This window comes from Actinopolymorpha rutila, from assembly GCF_013407855.1.
Taxonomy (GTDB): domain Bacteria; phylum Actinomycetota; class Actinomycetes; order Propionibacteriales; family Actinopolymorphaceae; genus Actinopolymorpha; species Actinopolymorpha rutila.
The window spans coordinates 1,304,808-1,327,151 of record NZ_JACBZH010000001.1; the positions used below are offsets into that span (position 1 = coordinate 1,304,808).

Genomic DNA, 22,344 nt, shown 5'->3' on the forward strand with positions numbered 1-22,344 from the left:
GGCCTCGGAAAGCCCGGCCGGCTGGCGCCTTCCCCCGTGTGGCAGTAATTGCCGCCCGGGCGCATGAGCAGAAGGCACGGTATGGCTACCAGCTTTGGTTTCCTCAGTACCCACCCCCCGACGCAGTGCGGTCTCGCGACCTTCAACTGCTCACTCGCCGCCCAGCTCACCGCGGGCGGCGTCGGCGGTGGGATCGTCCGCGTTCTCACGGAGGGTGACGACCGTCGCTCCTCTCCGGGTGTCGTACACACCTGGTCGGCCGCCCACGCCACCGGCTGGCTGGGCGCCGCCTCGGCGCTGAACCAGTTCGACGTGGCGGTGATCCAGCACGAGTACGGCATCTACCCCGGGCCCGACGGTCAGGACGTCCTGCCGCTGCTGCGGCGACTGCGGGTTCCGAGCATCGTGGTGCTGCACAGCGTCCTGACCAACCCGAGCTTCCGGCAGCGGATCCTGCTCGAGCAGATCGGCGCGATGGCCGACGCGGTGGTCACCATGACCCAGGCCGCGCGCGACCGGCTGGTGGCGGGCTACGCCGTGGACCCCGCGAAGGTGACGGTCATCCCGCACGGCGCCCCCGAGTACGTCACCCGGCCGACCGAGGCCCGCACGGCACCGCACCTGCTCACCTGGGGGCTGCTCGGCCCCGGCAAGGGCATCGAGTGGGCGCTGCGCTCGCTCCCGCACCTGCGCGACCTCGACCCCCGGCCGACGTACACCGTGGCCGGCCGCACCCACCCGAAGATCCTGGAACGCGACGGCGAGGCCTACCGCCGCGGGCTGCAGCGGCTCGGCGTGGAGCTCGGCGTGGCCGACTTCGTGACGTACGACGCGATCTACCGCGACACCGAGTCGCTGAACCGGCTGATCCGGTCCGCAGACGTGGTGGTGCTGCCGTACGACTCCCGCGAGCAGGTCACCTCGGGCGTGCTCATCGAGGCGGTCGCGGCGGGCATCCCCGTAGTGGCGACCAGCTTCCCGCATGCGGTGGAGCTGCTCGCGGACGGCTCCGGCCTGGTGGTTCCGCACCAGGACCCGTTCGCACTGGCCGCGGCGGTCCGGCGGATCCTCACCGAGCCCGGACTGGCCGGCGGGATGGTCGGCGCGAGCACCGCCTCGACGCCGAGCTGGCCGGCGGTGGCCGAGCGGTACGACGCCCTTGCCAACCGTCTCCTGGCCGCGCGGCGTTACACCGCGGCGGCGCTGCCGTCGTGACCCCCGTGATCGCGCCCGCGCCGTCGTTCAGCCACGTCATCCGGATGTCGGACGACACCGGGCTGTTCGAGCACTCCCGCAACGCCATCGTGCGCCGTGAGCACGGCTACTGCACCGACGACGTGTCCCGCGGGCTCGTCGTCACCAGCCGCGAACCGGACCCGTCGGAGGAGGTGGTCCGGCTGGCGGAGATCTACCTCACGTTCCTCACCCACGCCCAGGACCACACCGGCGCGTTCCGCAACCGGCTGGGCCACGACCGGCGGTGGAGCGACCGACCGGCCCTCGGTGACTGGTGGGGGCGGGCGTTGTGGGGCCTCGGCACCGCCGCGGCCCGCAACCCCGCTCCCTGGATCCGCAAGGAGGCCATGATCGCCTTCGACCTGGGGGCGACCAAGCGGTCCTGGGCCGTGCGCGCGATGGCGTTCGCCGGACTCGGCGCGGCCGAGGTGCTCCGTGCCCACCCCGACCACAAGGGTGCGGCGGCGCTGCTCGCGGACGCGGCCAGGGCCGTCGGCGGGCCGGGCGAGGACGCCGACTGGCCGTGGCCGCAGGAGCACCTCACCTACGCCAACGCCTCGCTGGCCGAGGTGGTCATCGCCGCCGGCAAGCTGGGCGGTGACCATCGGGTGCTCGAGTCGGGGCTGCGCATGCTCGGCTGGCTGCACGACGTGCAGCGCACCGGCGACCGGCTGTCGGTGATCGCGGTCGGCGGATACCGGCGCAACGGGCCCAGGAACCGCCACGACCAGCAGCCGATCGAGGTGGCGAGTTTCGCCGACGCCTGCGCCACCGCGGCCGACGCGACCGGCGACCCGGCCTGGGACGACGGCATCAGCCAGGCGGTGGCGTGGTTCCTCGGCGACAACGACCTGGGCACTCCCATGTGGGACTCCACCACCGGCGGCAGCTACGACGGCCTGACACCGACCGGCCCCAACCCCAACCAGGGCGCGGAGTCCACCCTCGCGCTCGTGTCCACCCTGCAGCACGCCAGGCGCCTGTCGTGACGGCACCGGGCCTGGCCTCCCGGCTGGACCTGGTGCTGGCCCCGAACTCTCGCCGGGTGATCATCCGGCCGTTCGTTCCGGGGGAGGACGACGACCTCGTCCGCGCCCGGATCTCCGCGCTGGTCGAGCGGGTCGTCCACCTCGACGACGAGGAGACGGGTCTGCTGCTGCAGCAGACGCTGCTGCACTTCGGGGGACGTCACCACGACCTGGAGATGACGTTCCTGCACCACTACGACCTCGTACGCCCGCGCATCGACCGGCACGCCGAGCTGTCACCGACGGCGCGGCTGCTGGTCGGTGCGTACTGCAGTCAGGAGTACGCCGTCGAGGCGGCGGCGCTGTGCAACCCGTCGATGGTGCCCCACCCGGACCAGTCCGGCCTTTCTGCCGGGCAGTTGCGGGTGGCGATCAGCCTGCGCCAGATCGGCGAGGGTCACCTGTCCTCGATCGGGTTCGCGACCGGGGTGCTCGACCCCGGTCGCGGTCGGCTCGACGTGGCCGACCGGCGCGGCCCGCTGCTGGCCGGCCGGCGCGCCGGCACCCGGCACCGGCGGGACCTGTTCGCCTCCGGGCTGGAGGAGGACGGCTGGAACGACAAGGTGTCCGCGGCCGTCCTCGCCTCCCTGCCCGAGGTGTTCGACGACGAGGACTTCGACCGCGCGCTGTCCCACCTGTCCCCGGACCTCCTGGCCGACGAGGAGGAGGCGGCCGCGGTGGACCGGCTCCGGTGGGCCGCCTCGGCCAGCTACGCCGTCACCTTTCCCGAGGAGGTGCCGCTGAGCCAGCGCGTGCTGTGGCCGCTGACCGCCACCGAGAGCAACGGCATGGAGGACGCGCGGTTCGTGCGGTTCGTGGCCGACGACGGCGCGGCCGCCTACCACGCGACCTACACGACGTACGACGGCAGGCACATCAGTGTGCGCATGCTGAGCACGGCGGACCTGCGCAACTTCGAGGTGACCCCCGTGCGTGGGCCGGCCGCGCGCAACAAGGGGATGGCGTTGTTTCCGCGTACTGTCGGTGGCCGCCACTTCGCGCTGTGCCGCTCCGACGGGGAGACCATCGGGCTGAGCGCGCTGGACCGGCAGAACCGCTGGCAGCAGCCGGTGCCCCTGCATGTGCCGCGCCTCGGCTGGGAGCTCACCCAGGTCGGCAACTGCGGCTCACCGCTGGAGACGGAGGCGGGCTGGCTGGTGCTCACCCACGGGGTGGGGCCGATGCGGAGGTACGCCATCGGCGCGCTGCTGCTCGACCTGCACCGGCCCGAGCGGGTGATCGCACAGTTGCCGGGAGTGCTGCTCGCGCCCCAGGACGAGGAGAGCGAGGGGTACGTGCCGAATGTCGTCTACTCCTGCGGCGGCGTGCTACACGCCGGAACTCTTTGGCTGCCCTACGGCGCAAGCGACACCCGGGTCGGCTTCGCCACCGTCGACGTCGGCACTCTGCTCGCCGCGATGGGCCAGTGACTCCTGGACCGTCACGGGCGCAGACCCGGGTGCGGACAGTGACTCCTGGACCGTCACGGGCGCAGACCCGGATGCGGGCAGTGACGACGTCGGGACCGTCACCCGCGCGGGTCCGGGCGCCGGCAGGGCCGATGCGGTGATCCGCCCGCGGCGGACGGCGTTCCGGTTGGCCTCGGTGGTGCCACCCCACACGCCATAGGTCTCCGGCAGCGCGAGCGCATGCGAGCGGCAGGCTTCGAGAACCGGGCAGGCGGCGCAGAACTCCAGTGCGCGGGTCTCGCGGGCCAGCCGCTCCGGCGGCTTCTCACCCTCCGGACCGTAGAACACCCCGTCAGGTGCGCGGACGCAGGCGGCCTCCAGATGCCACGCCCGCGACCGGGCGGGCATCGGCTTTCTTCGGCCACCTGGGACGGCGGCGCGCCGTCGCGTCATGCGAGAACCCCATTCCGCTGCTTCGTCCGACTTGCGCCGGTACGTTTCGCGCTCACCCCCACAGTTCTCGCGCCTTGCTCGAGCCGTTCCTCCTCTGACACATACCCGCGGGTGGCTTACGGTGTAAGCCACGCCGTGGGAGCCAACCTTACGTTGTAAGCCGCCTTGCGTAAACGCTGCGTCGGCCGATGAGGTGGTACGCAGGGTGTGGACATGCCCAGGCCGGCGCCGCGGCGAGACAGGAGCGTCACCCATGAACCCACCCGGGACACCGCAAGCACCAGGCGGTGACAGGTCGACACGGTCGGCCGGGCCAACCGGGTCAGCGCGACCCCAGGACCACGCGACGTCCGGGCGCGGCGCGCTCAACCGCGAGGTGATCGTCTCCGCCGCCATCGAGTACGTCGACGAGCACGGGCTGGCGATGCTCACCATGCGCCGCCTCGGCGAGCACCTCGGCGTGGAGGCGATGTCGCTCTACCGCTACGTGAACGGCCGCGAGGACCTGCTGGAGGAGATCGTCCGCCGGATGGTGGGCGGCCTGCACGTGGACCGCGCCCGGCGGGAGCTCCTCGCCGGCCCGGGCTGGCAGGCATATCTCCAGTGGCTCGCGCACGCCGTGCGCCGGCTTGCCCGCCAGCATCCGCAGCTGTTCCCGCTGATCGCCACCCGGCACCCGGCCGCGCCCTGGCTGCGGCCGCCGCTGCGCAGCCTGGACGTCGTCGAGGACTTCCTGGCCACCCTCGTCGACCGCGGGTTCACCATGGAGAACGCCGTGATGGCCTACCGCGCCTTCACCAGCTACCTGCTCGGCTACCTCCTGCTGGAGGTGTCCACGATCAGCGGACGCACCGTCGCCGAGGAGTCACTGACCGAGGTGGCCAACTCCCCGCCGCCCTCCCCGGTGCCGCTGGACGATTATCCCTACATCCAGCGGCTGGAGACGTGGCTGTCGCAGGACCACACCGACCTGGAGTTCGAGCTGTCCCTGGAGGACATGCTGGACCGCATCGAGCGGCTGCTGGCCGGCGACCGGACCTGACGGCGTTCGGTGTAACGGCGTCGCCGCGCCGCCTCAGCGGTCGGACTTCGGCCAGACGTAGGGCAGATCGGGAGGTACGCCGGGGAAGAGCTCGGCGTACCTTTCGGTGTCCTTGCGGACCAGCGCGGACTGGTGACCGCGGTGGAAGTCCGGGTCGCCCAGCCACGGCGGCAGTTCGCCGGCGTCGGCGAGGACGGGCTGTTCTCTGACCTCCTCACGGCCGGTCGACTGGGCGAGGTCGGCCCGCGGGCCGGCGGCGCAGGTGTCCTGCCGGCCGGTGCCCGTCCACACCCGGCAGACCTCCAGCCCGTACCTCACCAGCGCCTCGGGGTAGCCGGTCCACATCCGCACCACCGGATGGTGCCGCCAGCCGTAGTCGGGCACGGTGAGCCCGCGCAGCACCTGCAGCGCCTCCACCCGCTGCTTGCCCAGCCGGCGCTGGTCGAGGACCCGGGCGGAGGCGGCGAAGTCGGCGTACGGCAGGAACGTCTGCATCCCCAGCGTGTTTCCCGACACCGCCCGGGCCAACCTCGGCAGGTGGTCCGGCGGCTACTCCAGGTACTCCCGGCACGCGGACTTGTAGTGGTAGTCCGGCCCGCAGTCGTTCAGGACGTAGGTCTTGCCGTCGGAGCAGATCACGCTCGGCAGGTTGCCGCCGGACTGCCCGCGCCGCCAGACCCAGGCGTTGATGACCTGGGTGCCGGCGAGGTTCCAGCACCGGAAGTCGATCCGGTAGTCCTCGTACTCGCACCCGTTGCGCCGCCTGCCGTCGACGGCGGTCCGGTGCCGCTTGATGTTCGTCTTGCAGTACCGCCCGCTCACCCGCGCGGCGTCGGGGTTGCACCACCGCCAGTCGGCCCGCCGGGTGCTGGTGCTGTAGTCGTGGCAGTTGTTCCAGTACTCCCACGGAGCACCGCCGTACCGTCCGGCCAGCGCCGGGTTGCGCCCCGGCAGCAGGTCGAGGGCGCTCAGGCCGAGCACCATGCCCGTGGTCAGGACGCCCTTGAGCAGGCTGCGGCGGTTGATGTGGTCGCGTTCGATCAGCTTGCGCACCGCGCTCGGCGTGGCGTTCTCGGGTGGCGTGCTCGCGCTCGGGATCGTGGTGGGGATGGCCGCGGTCATGACGATGCCTTCTTCCTGCTCTCGCGTGTCCTGGCGCTCTCGTGTGCCCAGCACAGTTCGGTGACCCGGTGCAGGAACTCCACCCGCCGGTCGCAGAGGTGTTTGTCGTCGCGTTCGCCGGCGAGGGTGGTGACGGTGGACGGGGTGGCGTGGATGACGACCATGTCCGGCAGCCCGGACTTGTCCGATCCGTTCGAGGACTTCTCCGCGGGCGAGACCTCCTCGGCCCAGACCTCACCGGTGGTCACCCGCGCGCCCGACCACACCGGCACCAGCCGGTGGGCAAGTGCGGGTTGACGGATGTCGAGGTGGCCGACCCCGGGCACCCGCTTGCTCACCTCGAGCACCCCGACGGTGTGCACCGCGGGCCGGGTCGCGGTCACCCGCAGGCCGTCCGTGCTGTCGTGGAAGCCCAGCCCGGCGAAGTACCGGAGTACGTGCGAGCCCGGCATCTTCGGATCCGGCAGCCAGGTCGCCGCCTCGTGCCAGGGTCCCCGCCACACCGCGAGTCCCTGGTCGGCCGAGTCGCTGTGGCCGATCATGCACTGTCCGCCCTGCATCTGTACGACGTTGCTCCAGTGCCCGTCGATGACGCGTTCGAGGACGTGGTCGTAGTTGCCGGCCCTGGTGAGGTGCAGCTGGCGCAGGTCGAGGCCTTCCGGCGTACCCGCGTACGGCCGGTTGGTGGTGATGCGGACCGACCCCGACCACGGCTCGGTCAGGTCGTATCCGGGTGCGCACAACGTCACCAGGCTGCCGTCCGCGGCCCGGAAGTGCGTTCGTGCGGCGGCGTACTGGTCGTCGTCCACCGTGGCTCCTGTCGTCGTGGTCGGGTGGTGGCGGTCGGGTGGTCGTGGTCGGGTGGTGGCGAGGTCGGTCGGGTGGTGGCCGGTCAGGCGGTCAGCCGGTTCCGGTGGCGGCCGGCAGGACCACGGCCAGGACGCCGCAGCAGGCGAGGGTCAGCAGCAGACGCAGGGTTCGGTCGTACGCCGTGAGCTGTTCGTCCCAGTGGCCGTCGTCGCGATGGGCGTACCGGGCGAGCACCATGGCGGCCCTCCCGGCGCCGAACGCGAGCCCGGCGGCCAGTCCCTGCGGCCAGGTCGCGCACAGCGCCACGGCCAGCACCAGCACGTGGGGAAGGCCCGTGGTCATGTACGTGCGTACGCCGGTGCCCATCTCGAAGCCGAAGTGCAGGGCACCGTAGCGGGGTCCGTCGTCCCCGATCGACTCCGGAACCTGCCGGCCGTTCTGCGGCAGCCGAAGCCGCAGAACGCCGAGCTCGTTCAGGCCGACCAGGACGGCGACCGCGGCGACCAGGATCGCCGCCGGGACGGGTCGTACGACCGGCCGCACCAACAGGCCGAGCGCCACCGCCACCACCGCGCTCGTGAGGCCGCCGGCCAGCAGGCCTGCGCTGAACCACCACCGGGAACGTTCTCGCCAGACCGACGAGACCAGCATCGCCGAGTTGTGGCTTCATACCGAACCCGAGATGGAGTACCCCGCGGCCAGCGCCAGCACGACCCAGGCGAGCAGGACCGGGACGGTGGCGAACGCCCACCACCAGGTCACCGCCGGCACCACCAGGGCAGCCAGGACCAGCACGGCGCCGGGCGCCAGCGGGTGGGTGTGGCGCCGGCGCGCGCGGGGTGAACGGGTCCCGCCGACGGCGCCCGCCCTGCCTGCCCTGTCGGCACTGGTCGACATGGGGATGTCAGCCGTTCTGGGTGGGTGCCGACGTTGAGGCATCGGCCAGCGCCTCGGCGTCGGTGACCACCGCGCCGACGACCTTCGCAGAGCCGGCAGGTTCCCGGGTCACCATGGCGCCGGCCCGGTCCAGGACCACGATCGCCGGCCGCCAGCCCGGATCGAGCAGGTGGCAGGCGGTCGGGTCCGCGACAAACCTCGCGCCGGTGAGTCCGGCGAACTTCGCCACCGGTGTCCGGGCGAGCACCACGAAGTCCACCGCCGCCGAGGACCTGTTCGCCAGGTCGTCGAAGTGCGGCGCGACCTCCGCGCACACCGGGCAGTTCTCGTCGACGAGCAGGACCACGGAGCACACCGCGTCGTCTCGTGGGCGTACCGACAACGGCGTCTCGGGCTTGTCCGGGATCGTTCCCACACCGAGCACTCCACCGTCCGCCGTGGCAGCCAGGCCGCCCGCGGCCGCGACGCCGGCCTGTAGGTCGCGCAGCTGGCGCAGGATGCCTGCCATGGCGAAGGCGAGGAGCACCAACGCCAACCAGGCGAGGACGACCGCGCCGACAAGAGCTTCCATCACTGCCTCCGGAACGAGGTGGTACGAGCCGGCGGGTGGACGAACGAGGGATCGGCGTGCGCGCCGACCGGGGCCGCCTGCGCCACGGCCGGACTCGCCGTGGTCGCACCGAACGAAGGGGGTACCAGGGCGGTGAGCACGGCGAGGACGAGTGCCGGGACGAGCACGGACACCGACGCGAGCCGGGTCGTCCCGGTCAGGCTTTCGACGAAGGGAGCAGGACCGGCGGAAAGGCCCGCCGCGGCCGCGGCCGCGGCGGCGAAGAACCCGGCCCGGACCAGGACTGGGGCTCGGACCGGACCGTCGTCGCGCAGGCAACCGCACGGTGCGTCCGGACGGGTGCGCCGCAACACCGCCAGGTACGTCAGAAACCCTGCGTAGACAAGGGCTTCACCGACCATCGCGGGAAACACGAGCCTGCTCGGCATGGCCGAGGTCCTGCGCAACGACGACAGGGCACCGCCGACGACGGCGCCGCCCACGCCGACCTCGACCGCCACCAGTGCCGCCGCGCCGGCCCGGTGTCCTCGGCGGAGCAGCAGGCCGTGAACCAGGAGGGTTGCCCGTAGCCGGTCGAACGTCCGGGCGTGGCCGAGACCGGCCCACAACAAGAGCAAGCCGCCGGACACGGCGACAGCCGAGCAGACCAGGTCCGCGACGGACCGCAGAGCACTCACCCGAATCCCCCTGTAGTTCTGGCCGGCCGTCGGTTTGTGTCCGGCCGTCGGCAGCCGCGAATCCGCTTGTGCGCGGTGCGCCCGCGGGCACTCGTACTGCCAACTGCTGGTTTCCCAACCCGACCGCAGCGGCCAAACGGGTCCGGCGTCGGTTGATTGCTGACCGTGGGCGGCCAGTTGTTTGACGGCCCCCACCCCGCCTGTTAGGCAGAAGTCGAACTTGCGCGGGCAGTGGCTCCGGCCGAGGAGATACGCATGTCGAAACTTCGTCGCCGCATCGACGAACAGGGTTACGTCGTGGTCCCCGGCGTGGTCCCGAGGAAGAACGTGGACGCCGTGGTGGCCGACATCTGGCGGCACACCGGCGCCGACCCGAACGACCGGGACACGTGGTACGCCCGGGACCGGATTGGACCGGCCGGCATGGTGGAGATGTATCACTACCAGTCGATGTGGGACACCCGTCAGGACGAGCGGGTGCACGAGGTGTTCGCCGAGATCTTCGGCAGCGAACGGCTGTGGGTGAGCATCGACCGTACGAACCTCAAACCACCGTCGGTACCTGAGTACCCCGAGTACCACCACCGCGGTTTCCTGCACTGGGACACCGACCTGGAGCAGTATCCCGACCTCCCGTTCGGGGTGCAGGGCGTGCTTGCACTGGCCGACACCTCCGAGGACATGGGTGGCTTCCAGTGCGTTCCGAGCATCTACCAGAACCTCCCGGCCTACCTGGAGAAGTTCGGCCGGTCCCGGGAGGCCGACCTGACCGAACACGCCCCGGTGCAGGTGCCGATGCGGGCCGGTGACATGGTCATCTGGACCACGCTGCTGGCGCACGGCAACGGCGACAACCACACCGACCGGCCCCGGCTCGCGCAGTACATCTCGATGAACCCCGCACGGGACAACGACGAGCAGGTGCGGCAGGCACGCATCGCCGCCTGGCAGGAGAACCGCCCGCTCGCGCATCACCGTGCCTTCCCCGGTGACCCGCGCGGGATCGAGGCGGCGCGCGGCCGGCCGGCGGAGCTCACCTCCCTCGGCCGGCGGCTGCTGGGACTGGACCGCTGGTAGAAGCCGGCACGGAGCAATGGGAGGCGGACATGACAGGAGCGGTGACCCGACGGGACGTCCTGCGGGTGGGTGGTGTCGCCGTGACGGTCGCGGTGACCGGAAGCGCGTGCAGCTTCCTGTCCACCAAACCCAGTGGCAGCGACTCCGGCGCCGGTTCGGGGAAGAAGACCAAGGAGCCGCCCGCGTTGGCGGCCAGGGTCAAGGCCGGCAAGCTGCCGCCTGTCAAGGACAGGTTGCCGAGCAAACCCCTGGTGGTGAAGCCGAACGAGGACATCGGGAGGTACGGCGGCGACTGGCACCTGCGAATCAAGGGTGACGCCTACGGCGACGCCGCCACCATCTACTCCTTCGCGGGGTACGAGAACCTCGTCCGCTGGGACCCGACGTTCAAGAAGATCATCCCGGACATCGCCACCAGCTACAAGGTGAACGCCGACAGCACGGAGTACGTCTTCGTGCTGCGTGAGGGCATGCGGTGGTCGGACGGAAAGCCGTTCGGGCCCGACGACGTGGTGTTCGCGGTCCAGGACATCCTGATGGACAAGCGGATCACGTCGGTCCCGCCGTTCGGTGACATGAACGCCGCCAAGGTGGACGACCACACCGTCAAGGTCACCTTCACCAAGCCCAACGGAACGTTCGTCAACTACCTCGCCACCCGCCGCGGTGCGGCGCTCACCGACTACCCCCGCCACTACCTCGAGAAGTTCCACCCGAAGTACAACCCGCAGCACGCCACCGAGGCCAAGAAGATCGGCTTCAAGGACGGGATCACCGTCCTGCAGGACGTGGGTGGCACCTGGAGCTTCGGCCGCAACCCGCACAAGCCGACGTTGTACGCGTGGGTGCTCACCACCTCCTCCGACCAGAAGTCCCAGGTGGTGGTGGAACGCAACCCGTACTACTGGAAGGTCGACCCGCAGGGCAGCCAGCTGCCCTACATCGACCGGATCGTCTACCAGGTGGTGGGTGACGACGAGGCCGCGCTGCTCAAGACCCTCAACGGCGAGATCGACGTGTCCACGCCCGATCTGAAGGACAAGCCGGTGGTGGCGAAGTACCGCGACCGGGGCCACTTCCGGCTCTTCGACGTCGTGCCCGAGGCGATGAACGTCGCCTGCATCTACCCCAACCTCACCCACGACGACCCGGTCAAGCGGGAGATCTTCAACAACCGCAACTTCCGGGTCGGGCTGTCGCACGCCATCAACCGGGACCAGATCATCAAGGCGGTGTTCCAGCGACAGGGCGAGCCCTGGCAGGTGGCGCCGCGCAAGGAGTCGACCTACCTCGACAAGGAGATGGCCAAGCAGTACACCGAGTACGACGTGGCGTTGGCGAACCAGATCCTGGACAAGGAGTACCCCAAGAAGGACGGCAGGGGAGTACGCCTGGGGCCGGACGGCAAGCCCATCTCGTTCCTCGTCGACGTGGCCTCCATCGTGCCGACCTGGGCGGACGTGCTGGCGCTGGTGGTCAACTTCTGGCAGAAGGTCGGCATCGACGCACACGTCAACACCGGCAGCCCGGAGATCGTGGTCAAGCGCGGCCAGGCCAACAAGCACGACTTCTCGGTGTGGGCAGGCGAGGGCGGCCTGGACGGCGTGGTCCTGCTGAACCCCTACAACTACCTGCCGTTGCTCAACCCGTACTCGTTCTTCGGGGTGAAGTGGGCGGACTGGTACAACACGAACGGCAAGACCGGCGAACGCCCGCCGGCCGACGTCCAGCGCCAGATGACGTTGTACCGCCAGGTGAACGCGACGTCGGACATGGAAAAGCAGGCCCGGCTGATGAAGGAGATCCTGCAGATCGCCAAGCAGCGCTTCCACGCCATCGGGATCGCGGCGCTGCCCAACGGCTACGGCACGGTGGCGAACAAGATCGGCAACTGGCCGAAGTTCACCACCGAGGGCGCCTGGGTCTACATGTCGCCCGCACCCACGAACCCCTGCCAGTACTACATAAAGCCGAGCTGAGCCGGGACACCCTGGTTACTGGGAGCGTGCCCGCGGGCACGCTCCCAGCATGGTCACGCGCAGGCGACTGCTGGCCAACGGCGTGGCCGCGAGCGCGCCGTTCGCCCTTCCTGGGTTGACGGGAAGGGCGCGGGCCCACCGACGACCTCACACGGTGCCGTCGTCGGACCCGTGCTCGATCCCGAAGTACGTCACGCCGTTGGTGATCCTGCCCGCGATGCCCACCGTCGCGCCCGGGCGCCCGGACGGCGTGGATCGCTACCTGATCGGTGTCCGGCAGTTCCGTCAGCAGATCCTGCCGCCCGGCCTGCCCGCCACCACGGTGTGGGGCTACGGCTCGGTGCGGCATCCGCGGACGTTCCACTGTCCGTCGTTCACCATCGAGGCCCGGGTCGACCGCCCCGTCCGGGTCACCTGGGTCAACCAGCTCGTCGACCGCGCCGGCCGGTACCTACCGCACCTGCTGGCGGTGGATCCCACGTTGCACTGGGCGAATCCTCCCGGCGGCGTGGCCGGTCGCGACTCCGTCCCCGACTTCGGGTGCACGCCGGGTCGCTACCGCGGACCGGTGCCGATCGTGACGCACCTGCACGGAGGGCACACCGCAGAGGAGAGCGACGGCTACCCGGAGGCGTGGTTCCTGCCGGACGCCCGCGACCTTCCCCGCGGGTACGCCACGGAGGGCAGCTTCTACCCGGAGTTCCGGGAGAAGTTCGAACAGCGGTACGGCATCCGGTGGCGGCCCGGCACCGCGACGTTCCGGTACGGCAACGACCAGAGGGCGACCACCTTGTGGTTCCACGACCATGCCCTGGGCATGACGCGGGTGAACGTCTACGCCGGCCCGGCGGGCTTCTACCTGCTGCGCGGCGGTGAGGCCGACCTGCCGCCCGGCGTGCTGCCGGGTCCGGCGCCCGCGCTCGGGGACCGGCCGGGCACGGCGTACCACGAGATCCCGATAGCAGTGCAGGACCGCTCGTTCACCGCGGACGGCGCGCTGTCCTATCCCGCGAGCCGGGCCGACTTCGACGGGTATCCGGGACCGTACAGCCCCGTGACAGACGTACCGCCGATCTGGAACCCGGAAGTGTTCGGCACCACGATCGTCGTCAACGGCCGGACGTGGCCGGTGCTCGAGGTCGAGCGCCGGAGGTATCGACTGAGGCTGCTGAACGGCTGCGGATCGCGCTTCCTGATCCTGCGGATCGCGTGCCGGCCGACCAGCGGGCCGGACGACGTGGCGCTTCCGCTGTGGCAGATCGGCAGCGAGGGTGGCTTCCTGCCCCGGCCGGTGCTCCGTGAGCACGCGGTGATGGCTCCGGCCCAGCGGGTGGACGCGATCGTCGACTTCGGCGACGCGCCCGAGGGAACCGTGCTCTACCTGCGCAACGACGGGCCCGACGAGCCGTACCAGGGCGGTGAACCGGGAACGCAGTTCGAACCCGCGAATCGCGCGACCACCGGCCAGGTGACGAAGTTCGTCGTACGGGCACGGGTGGGCGAGGACACCAGCGTGCCTCCGGAGGATCTCGTGCTACCGCCGTGTCCACCGCTCGGGCCGGCGGTGAAGGTGCGCCCGCTCGCGCTCCTCGAACAGGAGTCCGAGCTGCCCGACGGCCCGGTCGCCGCACTGCTCGGAACGATCGGACCGGACGGGACGCCGACCGCGGAGCGGTGGTCCGCCCCGGTGACCGAGACGCCGAAGCTCGGGTCGACCGAGATCTGGGAGTTCCACAACGCCACCGAGGACGCCCATCCCATCCACGTCCACCAGGTGCAGTTCCAGGTCGTCGGGCGTGGTCCGGACGGCACCGCCCCGCCGTTCGACGGCGAGGCCGGCCACCAGGACACGGTCGTCGCACTTCCCGGGGACGTCACCCGGATCAGGGCGCGGTTCGACCTGCCGGGACGCTACGTCTGGCACTGCCACATCGTCGAGCACGAGGACAACGAGATGATGCGCCCGTTCCAGGTGGTTCGGTGAGGAACGTCCGGGTCCTGCGGGCTGAACGGGGTGGTCACACCTCCCGGCCGGCGGCGAGCAGCAGTTGGTGTGCCCTGCGCGCGGCCCGCGCGGCCCGGTGGGAGGACGGCTCGTCGACGGGGACCTCCTCCATCCCGACGGCGAGTGCCCGGACCGCCTCGGTGAGCGCCTGCAGGTGGCGTTCGAGGTCTGCCAACCTGTCGTTGACAGCGGTGTCGACGCGGTTGCGCTGACTGGGCACGCGTTCGCCGCCACCCTGCTCGCCCCGGCCGGCGGCCCGTCCGTCACCGCCGGGCGTGCGGTCGGGATCGGGTTCGAGCAACGCCCGCAGGCGGATCGGCAGGTTCGCGAACGTCGTGTCCAGCTGGCCGGGGGAGAACTGCCCGCGCATAGCCACGCTCACCGCGGCGGCCACGTTGTGCACCTCGCCGAGCGGGATCATCGCCTCGTGCGCGAAGCGTTCGGCGGTCTCCTCCGCGTCCGCCTTCGTCGGCACCCGGCTGGGCGACCACCCGTCGTAGAAGACGCCCCGCAGGAGTTCGGGAAGCTGGGCGGCCAGGTGCGCGGCACTTTCCACCGTGAGCCGGTCCCGGACGCAGTGCAGCCAGGTTCGTACCGCGCGGAAGGTGAACTCCGGGTCGTCGCTGCCCAGCTCCTGGGCGACGGTGTGCAGCCAGGCGTGGGTGGTGTTCTCCGCACGGGCCAGGGCGTGTGGGCGGATCGTCATCGTCGCCTCCGGGGAAACGTGCCGGCACTCTGGTGGTCTCCCTCCACGCTCGACGACGGGCCACCACGGGCCAAGGGGCGAACGGCCCGGCCGGACGGCCCGGTCTGTGGGATGTCCGGCGTACGGGCCGATGGGGACCTTGTGCCCTACGCGGCTCGCGGGCGACGCGAGAGTTTTGCAACAAGGCCTGTGGAGCAAGCGAGGGAGCCCGAAAGGGCTGAGAGGCCCGGACGATCGAGAGATCGCCTGGACGACCCCCAGCTACCTGATCCGGACAATGCCGGCGAAGGGAAATTGTTCTACAGGTCTCCAACTGCGCCCGGCTCCGCGCCCGGCCCGCCGGGGCGCCGATCGCGCGCCCGTCCCGATTGTGCCGCGTCCGCGCCCGTCACGATTGGGTGCTCGGCCTGGACAGCGCCGCGCCGAGCTGACTGGCGAGGGTGGCCGCCACCTGCCGCTGCTCCAGCGTCGGATGCACCACCTCGGTGGCCGCGACGAGCAGGAACCTGCCGTGTACGACACCGCCGCTGCGGACGACGAGCGCCGTCTCCGCGTCGGTCGGCAGGCCGTACCTGTCGACGTCCAGCGGCCGGCCGTGCCGGGTCACGTGGCCGTCGCTGTCCATCGTCGCCAGCCCGTCCTCACCGTTCGCGCCGGAACGCTCGAAGCGGCAGTCGTCTATCCGCAGGACGTCGGTGATCTGGTTCGCGACGTGCGAGGTGAGCGAGTCCGGTGACTCCCGGCCGGCGGCGACCGCGGCGGACGTACGCACCACGCCGGACAGGTATCCCTCCTGCCGGCTGGCGCGCGCCTGCTGGCGGCGTCCCCAGTGGGCGATCTCGGAGACCGCGACGCCGACGATGACCAGGAGTACGGCGGTCTCCACGTCCTCCCGGTTGGCGATGGTGAGCTGGTGGTACGGGCGGGTGAGGAAGAAGTCGAACCACACCGCGCTGGAGACCGCGGCGACGACCCCGGCCCATCGGACGCCGGTGGAGGCCGCGGCGACGATCAGCAGCACCAGGGCCAGGGCGACGTCGGTGTTGGCGACGCTCTCCCGGAACGGCGCCAGCGCCGCACAGGCGACCAGCGGAAGCACGGCGGCCACGACACCCACCCAGGTGCGGTGTGCCTGCAGGAACGTCTCCGCGCGCATGCCTCCATCAAACCGCTCCGGCCGCCTCCTCGTCGGCCCGTCGGCGACGCCGGTGGGACGCGGGTAATCTGCCCCGTGACGGGCGGCCCCGAGCTGATTTCGCCGGGTTCGCACCTCGGCGAGGGGAGCAGGGGATGACCGAAGTGGCGGCTTTCGGGATCGTCGGCGGCGCCGGCTTCCGGGCGCAGTACTTCCTGCGGATCGCCCGGGCGCTGCCCGAACGGTTCCGGGTGGCCGGGCTGGTGGTGCGCGACGCCGAGCGCGGGCGGGAGATGGAACGCCGTTGGGACGTCCCGACGTTTCGTACCCTCGACGACTTCCTGGCCGCCGGTGCGCATCCCGACTTCGTGGTGGTGTCCGTGCCCGCGGCGGCCGGCGCCGACTACATCCGCGACCTCGCCGGGCGCGGCGTACCCGTCCTGGCCGAGACCCCACCTGCGCCCGACCTCGACGAACTGCGCCGGTTGTACGCCGACCTCGCCGGGACCGGCGCCCGGGTCCAGGTGGCCGAGCAGTACCACCTGCACCCGCTCAACCAGGCGCGGCTGGCGCTGGTCCGTGAGGGCCGGTTGGGCCCGGTCACCCAGGCCACCGTGTCGTTCTCGCACCTCTACCACGCCGTCAGCCTGCTCCGCCTCTTCCTCGGTGTCGGGTACGACGACGCGGTGATCCGCGGCATGCGGTTCGAGTCGCCGTGGGTGGCCGGGCCGACCCGCGAGGGCCCGCCGCGCGAGGACGTCCTGGTCACCTCCGAGCGCGACCTCGCCTGGCTGGACTTCGGCGACCGGCTCGGCTGTTACGACTTCACCGCCAACCAGCACCGGTCCTGGATCAGGTCCAACCACGTGTCGGTGCGCGGCCACCGCGGTGAGATCTTCGACCGACGGGTCCGGATCCAGGAGCCGTCCGGCACCGCGCTGGACTTCGAGCTCACCCGGGTCAACCGCGGGGAGTGGGAGAACGCCGAGGGCTACTTCCTGCATGGCATCATGGCCGGTGACCGTTGGGTCTACCAGAACCCGTTCGCGCCGGCCCGGTTGTACGACGACGAGATCGCCATCGCCACCTGCCTGGCGAGGATGGCCGAGCACGCGGCGGGCGGCCCGGGCTTCTACGGGCTGGCGCAGGCCTGCCAGGACCACTATCTCGGCATGATGATCGCCCAGGCCGTGCGTACCGGCGAGACCGTCCGCACCGAGCGCCAACCCTGGGCGCCCACGTCCGGGGGGTAGAGCGGTGCCTCAGGGGTAGACGACCTTCGGCTGGACATTCGCCCCGACATCCGACCCGACATCCGACCTCGACATCCGACCTCGACATCCGACCTCGAACTCCACACGGCACTGAGGTGAACGACATGGCACGTCCGATTTGGAACGGATCGCTGAGCTTCGGGCTGGTGAACGTCCCGGTGAGGCTGCTGAGCGCGACCGAGCAGAAGGACGTGTCCTTCCACCAGCGCGAGGCCGGCTCGAACGCCCGGGTGCGCTACAAGCGCGTCGCGGAGGGCACCGACCGCGAGGTCGAGTACAAGGACGTGGTGAAGGGGTACGAGCTGCCCGGCGACAAGTTCGTCACGCTGACCAAGGAGGAGGTCGACTCGGCCAGCCTGGGCAGGTCCCGTTCGCTGGAGATCACCGACTTCGTCGACCTCGCCGAGATCGATCCCGTCTACTTCGAGAAGAGCTACTACCTCGCCCCGCGGGAGGAGAGCGCACACGAGGCGTACGCCCTGCTGCGCGACGCGATGGAACAGTCCGGCCTGGCCGGGGTGGGCTCGTTCGTGATGCGCGGCAAGGAGTACCTCTCGGTGATCCGGCCCTGGAAGCAGGTGCTGGTGCTGGAGACGCTGCTGTTCGCCGACGAGGTTCGCGACCCGCAGGAGGTGGTCGACACCCTGCCCTCGAGCAGCCGGAGCAACTCGCGCGAGGTCAAGGCCGCGGTCAACCTGATCGAGCAGCTCACCACGCCGTGGAAGCCGGAGCAGTACCACGACACCTACCGCGAACGCCTGCTCGGCATCGTGAAGGACAAGGCCAAGGGCAAGGAGATCGAGGTCGAGGAGTACGAGCCGGAGGAGAGCAACGTCGTCGACCTGATGGACGCGTTGCGCCGCAGCGTCGACGAGGCCCGGAGCGGCCGGTCCGGGCGCGCGGGGTCGGGGGGTTCGGGTTCGGGGGCCAAGAAGGCCGCGAAGTCGGCCGGTGCGAAGAAGGCCGCCAAGGCAACGAAGTCGGCGGCCGGCGCGAAGAAGGCAGCGAAGTCCGGGGGTGGCCGGTCGGGTACGCGGAAGGCGGCGGGCAACGGCTCGGACGGGCGCTCCCGGTCGGCCGACGTCGCCGAGCTCAGCAAGCAGGACCTGTACGACCGCGCCACCAAGCTCGGCATCGAGGGCCGGTCGAAGATGACCAGAGCCCAACTGCAGAAGGCGGTCCAGAAGGCCTCCTGAGACCTGCACACCCGCACACCTGCACGCCGAACGCCCCGCTCGTGGACGGCCACGGGCGGGGCGTTCGGTTTCCGCGAGAGCTGCTCAGGCGGCGGGCGGCGTCCTCGGTGTCGTCGGCGGCGTCGTCGGCCCCACCGTGGCGTACGTCCCGGCGTGGTAGACCAGCGGCGCGTGCTGCCTGGTGGCCGCGGCGGTGACCTCGGCGACCACCAGGTGGTGGTCCCCGACCGGGTAGCGGTAGTCGATCCGTCCGCGCAGGTGGCCCGCGGCGTCGTCCAGCACGGGTTCGCCGGTGTGCAGCCGCGACCACCTGGTGGGGCTGCCGAACCGGTCGATGCCGCTGGTAGCGAACCTCGCCGCGAGGGTGTGGTCGTGTGCCCCGACGAAGTTGACCACCACACTTTCCGCGGCGGCGATGGTGGGCCAGCTCGAGGCGTTGGTGGACAGGGCGAACGACACCAGCGGCGGGTCGAGGGAGATCGACGCGAGCGACGTCGCGGTGAAGCCCACCGGGCCGAATCCCGCGTCCGCGGTGACGATGACGACGCCCGCGGCGTACCGGCGGAAGACCGCGCGGTAAAGGTCCGGGGTGATGCCGGTGGGTGCTTCCAGAGCTTCCAGGTAGGTGGTCATCAGGTCCTCCGTGACACCGGCTCAGGCGCCGAGCAGGTCGAGTTGGCGGTCCCCGTCGTGGTTCTGCTCGCGGTTTCGTTCGTGGTCCCGGGCGAAGACGCTGACCGGGCGGTCCAGGCCGTAGTGGTCGCGCAGGGTCGTTCCGGTGTACTCGGTACGGAAGAGCCCGCGCCGGCGCAGGATCGGCACCACGTGGTCGACGAACTCCGACAGTCCGCTCGGCAGCACCGCCGGCATCACGTTGAAGCCGTCGGCAGCATCCTTGGCGTGCCACTCCGCGAGCGCGTCGGCCACCAGCTCCGGCGTACCGCTGAACGTCCGGTGCCCGCGGCCGCCGCCGAGCCGGCCGATCAGCTGCCGTACGGTCAGCCGCTCCCGGCGGGCGAGGGTGACGATGAGGGTGTAGCGGCTCTTGGCGCCCTCGATCTCGTCCTCCTCGGGCAGGTCCGCCGGGAGTTCCCGGTCCAGCGGGAGGTCGTCGGGATCGACCCGGAGGGTGCGGGCCAGCTGCGCCCGGGCGTACTCCGGCACGATCAGCTGGTCCAGTTGCTCCTCGCGGGACCGGGCCTCGGCCTCGGTCGCGCCCAGGACGGGCACGATGCCGGGCAGGATCTTCACCGTGTCCGGGTCCCGCCCGGCGCGGGCCACCCGGGCCTTCAGGTCGGCGTAGAACGCCTGCGCGTCGGCGAGGGTCTGCTGCGCGGTGAACACCGCCTCGGCGTACTCCGCGGCGAGGTCCTTGCCGTCCTCGGACGACCCGGCCTGCACGAGGACCGGATGTCCCTGCGGCGAGCGGGGCAGGTTGAGTGGTCCACGTACGCGGAAGTGGGGCCCGGCGTGGTCGACGCGGTGAACGCGCGACGCGTCCGCCCACACTCCGCTCTCCTTGTCGGCAGGGGCCGCGTCGTCGTCCCAGCTGTCCCACAACCGCCGCGCCACGTCCAGGAACTCCGCCGCCCGGGCGTAACGGTCGTGGTGGCTCGGCAGTTCGTCCAGGCCGAAGTTGCGGGCCGCGTCCACCGAGGCGGTGGTCACGACGTTCCATCCCGCCCGGCCGCCGCTCACGTGGTCGACCGAGGCGAACCGGCGGGCCAGGTTGTACGGGTCGTTGTAGGTGGTGGACGCGGTGGCGATCAGGCCGATGCGTTCGGTCGCGGCGGCGATCGCGGTGAGCAGGACGGTCGGCTCCAGCGATCCGGACGGCCGCCGGCCCACGTCGCCGAACATGGCGGGGCTGTCGGCGAAGAAGACCGAGTCGAAGGTGCCCCGCTCGGCGATCCGGGCGAGCTCGCGGTAGTGCTCGACGTCGGTGTTGGCGTGGGGATTGCTCTCCGGCAGTCGCCACGACGCCTCGTGGTGGCCGGTGCTCATGAGGAACGCGTTCAGGTGAAGGGGTTTGCGGGATGTGCTCATCGGGAGACCTCTTCGGGTCGACGGGAGGGGACGTCGGAGTCGGGACCGGCGGCCTGCAAGCCGCCGTTGACGATGCCCAGGTGGGCCAGCAGCCGGGAACGGAGTTCGGCGAAGCGCGGGTCGGACGGGTCACGCGGCGGGTCGATCGTCACCTCGACCTCGGTGTCGACCCGGCCGTCGGTGAGCACCAGCACCCGGTCCGCGAGGGCGATCGCCTCGTCGACGTCGTGGGTGACCAGCAGCACCGCCGGCCGGTGCCGTTCGCACAGCCGGCGTAGCAGGCCGTGCATGCGGATCCGGGTGAGCGCGTCCAGGCTGCCGAACGGTTCGTCGGCGAGGAGCAGCTCCGGCTCGCGGACCAGTGAGCGGGCCAGCGCGACCCGCTGCTGTTCGCCGCCGGACAGCTGGTTCGGCCAGGCCTGCTCCCGGCCGGCGAGGCCCACCTCGGCCAGGCTCTCCCGTCCCTTGCCAGCCGTTCCCGGTCCGGACAGGCCGAGCGTCACGTTGTCAAGGACGCGTTGCCACGGCAGCAGCCGGGAGTCCTGGAAGACCACCGAGACGTTGCGCGGCACCTCTACCAGGCCGGTGCCCTCCACGTCGTGGTCCAGTCCGGCCAGCGCGCGGAGCAGGGTGCTCTTGCCCGAGCCGCTGCGGCCCAGCAGGGCGACGAACTCGCCCGGCTCGATCGCCAGGTCCAGGTGGTCCAGGACGGTGCGTTCGTCGAAGCTCCGGACGAGTGAACGGACGTCCACCGCCGGCCCGGCGTTCGCCGGCTGCCGCTCCGCTGCCGCGGGCTCGGTCAGTCGGCCAGCGTACGTCGCCATGTCAGCGCCTTCCTCTGTACGAGTCGGACGGCGCCGTCGGAGGCCAGCCCGAGGATTCCGTAGACCACCAGGCCGACGACGATGATGTCGGTCTGGCCGTAGGTGCGGGCCAGCTCCATCATGTAGCCGATTCCGCTGGTGGCGTTGATCTGCTCCACGACCACGAGGGCCAGCCAGGCACCGACCACGGCGAAGCGCAGGCCGAGCAGGAAGCCCGGGAGGGCACCGGGCAGGACCACCTTGCGGACGAACGCCCAGCGGCCGAGGCCGACCGTCTGGGCGAGCTCGACGTACCTGCTGTCGATGGTGCGCAGGCCGTTGTGGGTGTGGATGTAGACCGGGACGAGTACGCCGAGGGTGATGGTGACGACCTTCATCGTCTCCCCGATCCCGAACCACAGGATCAGCAGCGGGAGCAGGGCCAGCGAAGGTATCGCGCGCTTGATCTGGATCGGGCCGTCGATCAGTGCCTCGCCCAGCCGGTTCAGGCCGGAGGCGAGCGCGAGCAGGGTGCCGACTCCGATGCCGATCGCCAGACCGAGGAAGGCCCGCTGGGCGGAGACGGCCAGGTTGGCCGGCAGCCGGCCGTCGTTGACCAGGTCGATGGTGGTGGTCACCACCGTCCAGGGAGCGGACAGGATCCGCGGGTCGATCAGCCCGGTCGCCGATCCGGCCGACCATAGGCCGAGCAACAGCAGCGGGCCGACGGCGGAGCCGAACCGGACGGGCCGCCCCGGGCCCAGCCGGCGGGCACGCCGGACCGGTGCGGTGGTGACCGTCCGCGGCGGTACCCGGACGGGCGATGCGGTGGTGGCGGTGGCGGTGGCGGTGGTAGTTGTGGTCATCGGTGGGTCAGC

Annotated in this window: 23 protein-coding genes; 9 read left to right on the forward strand and 14 right to left on the reverse strand. The window is 71.1% G+C overall.

Features of this window, described 5'->3' with window-relative positions:
• Positions 1 to 81 precede the first annotated feature (81 nt).
• Genes F4554_RS05680 through F4554_RS32940 form a run of 3 tightly spaced genes read left to right on the forward strand, consistent with a single transcriptional unit; the run spans position 82 to position 3,694 of the window.
• Positions 82 to 1,215 carry a glycosyltransferase gene (locus tag F4554_RS05680; RefSeq protein ID WP_179786403.1) on the forward strand — a complete coding sequence of 378 codons (1,134 nt, stop codon included), beginning with the start codon at positions 82 to 84 and terminating at the stop codon, positions 1,213 to 1,215.
• Entirely contained in the window at positions 1,212 to 2,225 is a 1,014-nt protein-coding gene (locus tag F4554_RS05685) for a glycosyltransferase (protein WP_202889160.1), read from the forward strand. Before F4554_RS05680 ends, F4554_RS05685 begins: the two co-directional genes overlap by 4 nt.
• Positions 2,222 to 3,694: a glycoside hydrolase family 130 protein gene (locus F4554_RS32940; protein WP_179786404.1), complete on the forward strand. Its 1,473-nt coding sequence runs from the start codon at positions 2,222 to 2,224 to the stop codon at positions 3,692 to 3,694. Before F4554_RS05685 ends, F4554_RS32940 begins: the two co-directional genes overlap by 4 nt.
• On the opposite strand, the gene F4554_RS33495 is transcribed toward F4554_RS32940, so the two are convergent.
• On the reverse strand, positions 3,593 to 4,381 hold the full coding sequence (locus F4554_RS33495; RefSeq protein WP_337795889.1) for a WhiB family transcriptional regulator: 789 nt from the start codon (positions 4,379 to 4,381) through the stop codon (positions 3,593 to 3,595). The genes F4554_RS32940 and F4554_RS33495 overlap by 102 nt on opposite strands.
• Here F4554_RS33495 and F4554_RS05700 point away from each other — a divergent pair.
• Positions 4,380 to 5,168 (forward strand): TetR/AcrR family transcriptional regulator, encoded by a 789-nt coding sequence (locus tag F4554_RS05700; protein ID WP_179786405.1) that lies wholly within the window; start codon positions 4,380 to 4,382, stop codon positions 5,166 to 5,168. The genes F4554_RS33495 and F4554_RS05700 overlap by 2 nt on opposite strands.
• A 33-nt stretch (positions 5,169 to 5,201) precedes the next feature.
• Here F4554_RS05700 and F4554_RS05705 read toward each other — a convergent pair whose 3' ends face one another.
• The 7 genes from F4554_RS05705 to F4554_RS05735 form a co-directional block, all read right to left on the reverse strand.
• Positions 5,202 to 5,684, reverse strand: coding sequence for an MSMEG_6728 family protein (locus F4554_RS05705; protein ID WP_337795890.1), 483 nt, complete (start codon positions 5,682 to 5,684; stop codon positions 5,202 to 5,204).
• Between the two features lie 33 nt (positions 5,685 to 5,717).
• Positions 5,718 to 6,290 carry a hypothetical protein gene (locus tag F4554_RS05710; RefSeq protein ID WP_179786406.1) on the reverse strand — a complete coding sequence of 191 codons (573 nt, stop codon included), beginning with the start codon at positions 6,288 to 6,290 and terminating at the stop codon, positions 5,718 to 5,720.
• On the reverse strand, positions 6,287 to 7,099 hold the full coding sequence (locus F4554_RS05715; RefSeq protein WP_179786407.1) for a hypothetical protein: 813 nt from the start codon (positions 7,097 to 7,099) through the stop codon (positions 6,287 to 6,289). The genes F4554_RS05710 and F4554_RS05715 overlap by 4 nt, the downstream gene beginning before the upstream one ends.
• Positions 7,100 to 7,190: 91 nt before the next feature.
• Positions 7,191 to 7,751 (reverse strand): hypothetical protein, encoded by a 561-nt coding sequence (locus F4554_RS05720; protein WP_179786408.1) that lies wholly within the window; start codon positions 7,749 to 7,751, stop codon positions 7,191 to 7,193.
• A 15-nt stretch (positions 7,752 to 7,766) separates the two neighbouring features.
• Complete coding sequence (locus F4554_RS05725; RefSeq protein WP_179786409.1) at positions 7,767 to 7,997, reverse strand: hypothetical protein; 231 nt, start codon at positions 7,995 to 7,997, stop codon at positions 7,767 to 7,769.
• 7 nt (positions 7,998 to 8,004) lie between these two features.
• On the reverse strand, positions 8,005 to 8,568 hold the full coding sequence (locus tag F4554_RS05730; RefSeq protein ID WP_179786410.1) for a hypothetical protein: 564 nt from the start codon (positions 8,566 to 8,568) through the stop codon (positions 8,005 to 8,007).
• Positions 8,568 to 9,245, reverse strand: coding sequence for a MauE/DoxX family redox-associated membrane protein (locus F4554_RS05735; protein ID WP_179786411.1), 678 nt, complete (start codon positions 9,243 to 9,245; stop codon positions 8,568 to 8,570). Before F4554_RS05735 ends, F4554_RS05730 begins: the two co-directional genes overlap by 1 nt.
• 255 nt (positions 9,246 to 9,500) lie before the next feature.
• On the opposite strand from F4554_RS05735, the gene F4554_RS05740 reads away from it, so the two are divergent.
• From F4554_RS05740 to F4554_RS05750, 3 genes are read left to right on the forward strand one after another with little or no spacing between them, the layout of a single operon-like run.
• Positions 9,501 to 10,322, forward strand: coding sequence for a phytanoyl-CoA dioxygenase family protein (locus tag F4554_RS05740; protein WP_179786412.1), 822 nt, complete (start codon positions 9,501 to 9,503; stop codon positions 10,320 to 10,322).
• Positions 10,323 to 10,351: 29 nt separating this feature from the next.
• Positions 10,352 to 12,301 carry an ABC transporter substrate-binding protein gene (locus tag F4554_RS05745; RefSeq protein ID WP_179786413.1) on the forward strand — a complete coding sequence of 650 codons (1,950 nt, stop codon included), beginning with the start codon at positions 10,352 to 10,354 and terminating at the stop codon, positions 12,299 to 12,301.
• Between the two features lie 49 nt (positions 12,302 to 12,350).
• Positions 12,351 to 14,285: a multicopper oxidase family protein gene (locus F4554_RS05750; protein ID WP_179786414.1), complete on the forward strand. Its 1,935-nt coding sequence runs from the start codon at positions 12,351 to 12,353 to the stop codon at positions 14,283 to 14,285.
• A 34-nt stretch (positions 14,286 to 14,319) separates the two neighbouring features.
• On the opposite strand, the gene F4554_RS05755 is transcribed toward F4554_RS05750, so the two are convergent.
• Both F4554_RS05755 and F4554_RS05760 read right to left on the reverse strand, forming a co-directional pair.
• Positions 14,320 to 15,012: a DUF2267 domain-containing protein gene (locus tag F4554_RS05755; RefSeq protein WP_179786415.1), complete on the reverse strand. Its 693-nt coding sequence runs from the start codon at positions 15,010 to 15,012 to the stop codon at positions 14,320 to 14,322.
• 388 nt (positions 15,013 to 15,400) lie between these two features.
• The gene (locus F4554_RS05760; protein WP_179786416.1) at positions 15,401 to 16,168 is read right to left on the reverse strand and encodes a DUF4118 domain-containing protein; all 768 of its coding nucleotides are present in this window, start codon (positions 16,166 to 16,168) and stop codon (positions 15,401 to 15,403) included.
• Between the two features lie 134 nt (positions 16,169 to 16,302).
• Between F4554_RS05760 and F4554_RS05765 the strand changes: the two genes are divergently transcribed.
• Both F4554_RS05765 and ku read left to right on the forward strand, forming a co-directional pair.
• A complete protein-coding gene (locus F4554_RS05765; RefSeq protein ID WP_179786417.1) occupies positions 16,303 to 17,400 on the forward strand; it encodes a Gfo/Idh/MocA family protein in 1,098 nt (365 codons plus the stop codon).
• A 125-nt stretch (positions 17,401 to 17,525) separates the two neighbouring features.
• Positions 17,526 to 18,617, forward strand: coding sequence for a non-homologous end joining protein Ku (ku, locus tag F4554_RS05770; RefSeq protein ID WP_179786418.1), 1,092 nt, complete (start codon positions 17,526 to 17,528; stop codon positions 18,615 to 18,617).
• 84 nt (positions 18,618 to 18,701) lie between these two features.
• Here the strand turns inward: ku and F4554_RS05775 are convergent, their stop codons facing one another.
• The 4 genes from F4554_RS05775 to F4554_RS05790 are packed head-to-tail and all read right to left on the reverse strand — an operon-like array spanning position 18,702 to position 22,332.
• A complete protein-coding gene (locus tag F4554_RS05775) occupies positions 18,702 to 19,250 on the reverse strand; it encodes a flavin reductase family protein (protein WP_179786419.1) in 549 nt (182 codons plus the stop codon).
• Positions 19,251 to 19,271: 21 nt separating this feature from the next.
• A complete protein-coding gene (locus F4554_RS05780) occupies positions 19,272 to 20,663 on the reverse strand; it encodes an LLM class flavin-dependent oxidoreductase (RefSeq protein ID WP_179786420.1) in 1,392 nt (463 codons plus the stop codon).
• Positions 20,660 to 21,487 carry an ABC transporter ATP-binding protein gene (locus F4554_RS05785; protein WP_179786421.1) on the reverse strand — a complete coding sequence of 276 codons (828 nt, stop codon included), beginning with the start codon at positions 21,485 to 21,487 and terminating at the stop codon, positions 20,660 to 20,662. The genes F4554_RS05780 and F4554_RS05785 overlap by 4 nt, the downstream gene beginning before the upstream one ends.
• Positions 21,463 to 22,332, reverse strand: coding sequence for an ABC transporter permease (locus F4554_RS05790; protein ID WP_179786422.1), 870 nt, complete (start codon positions 22,330 to 22,332; stop codon positions 21,463 to 21,465). The genes F4554_RS05785 and F4554_RS05790 overlap by 25 nt, the downstream gene beginning before the upstream one ends.
• Positions 22,333 to 22,344: the final 12 nt, after the last annotated feature.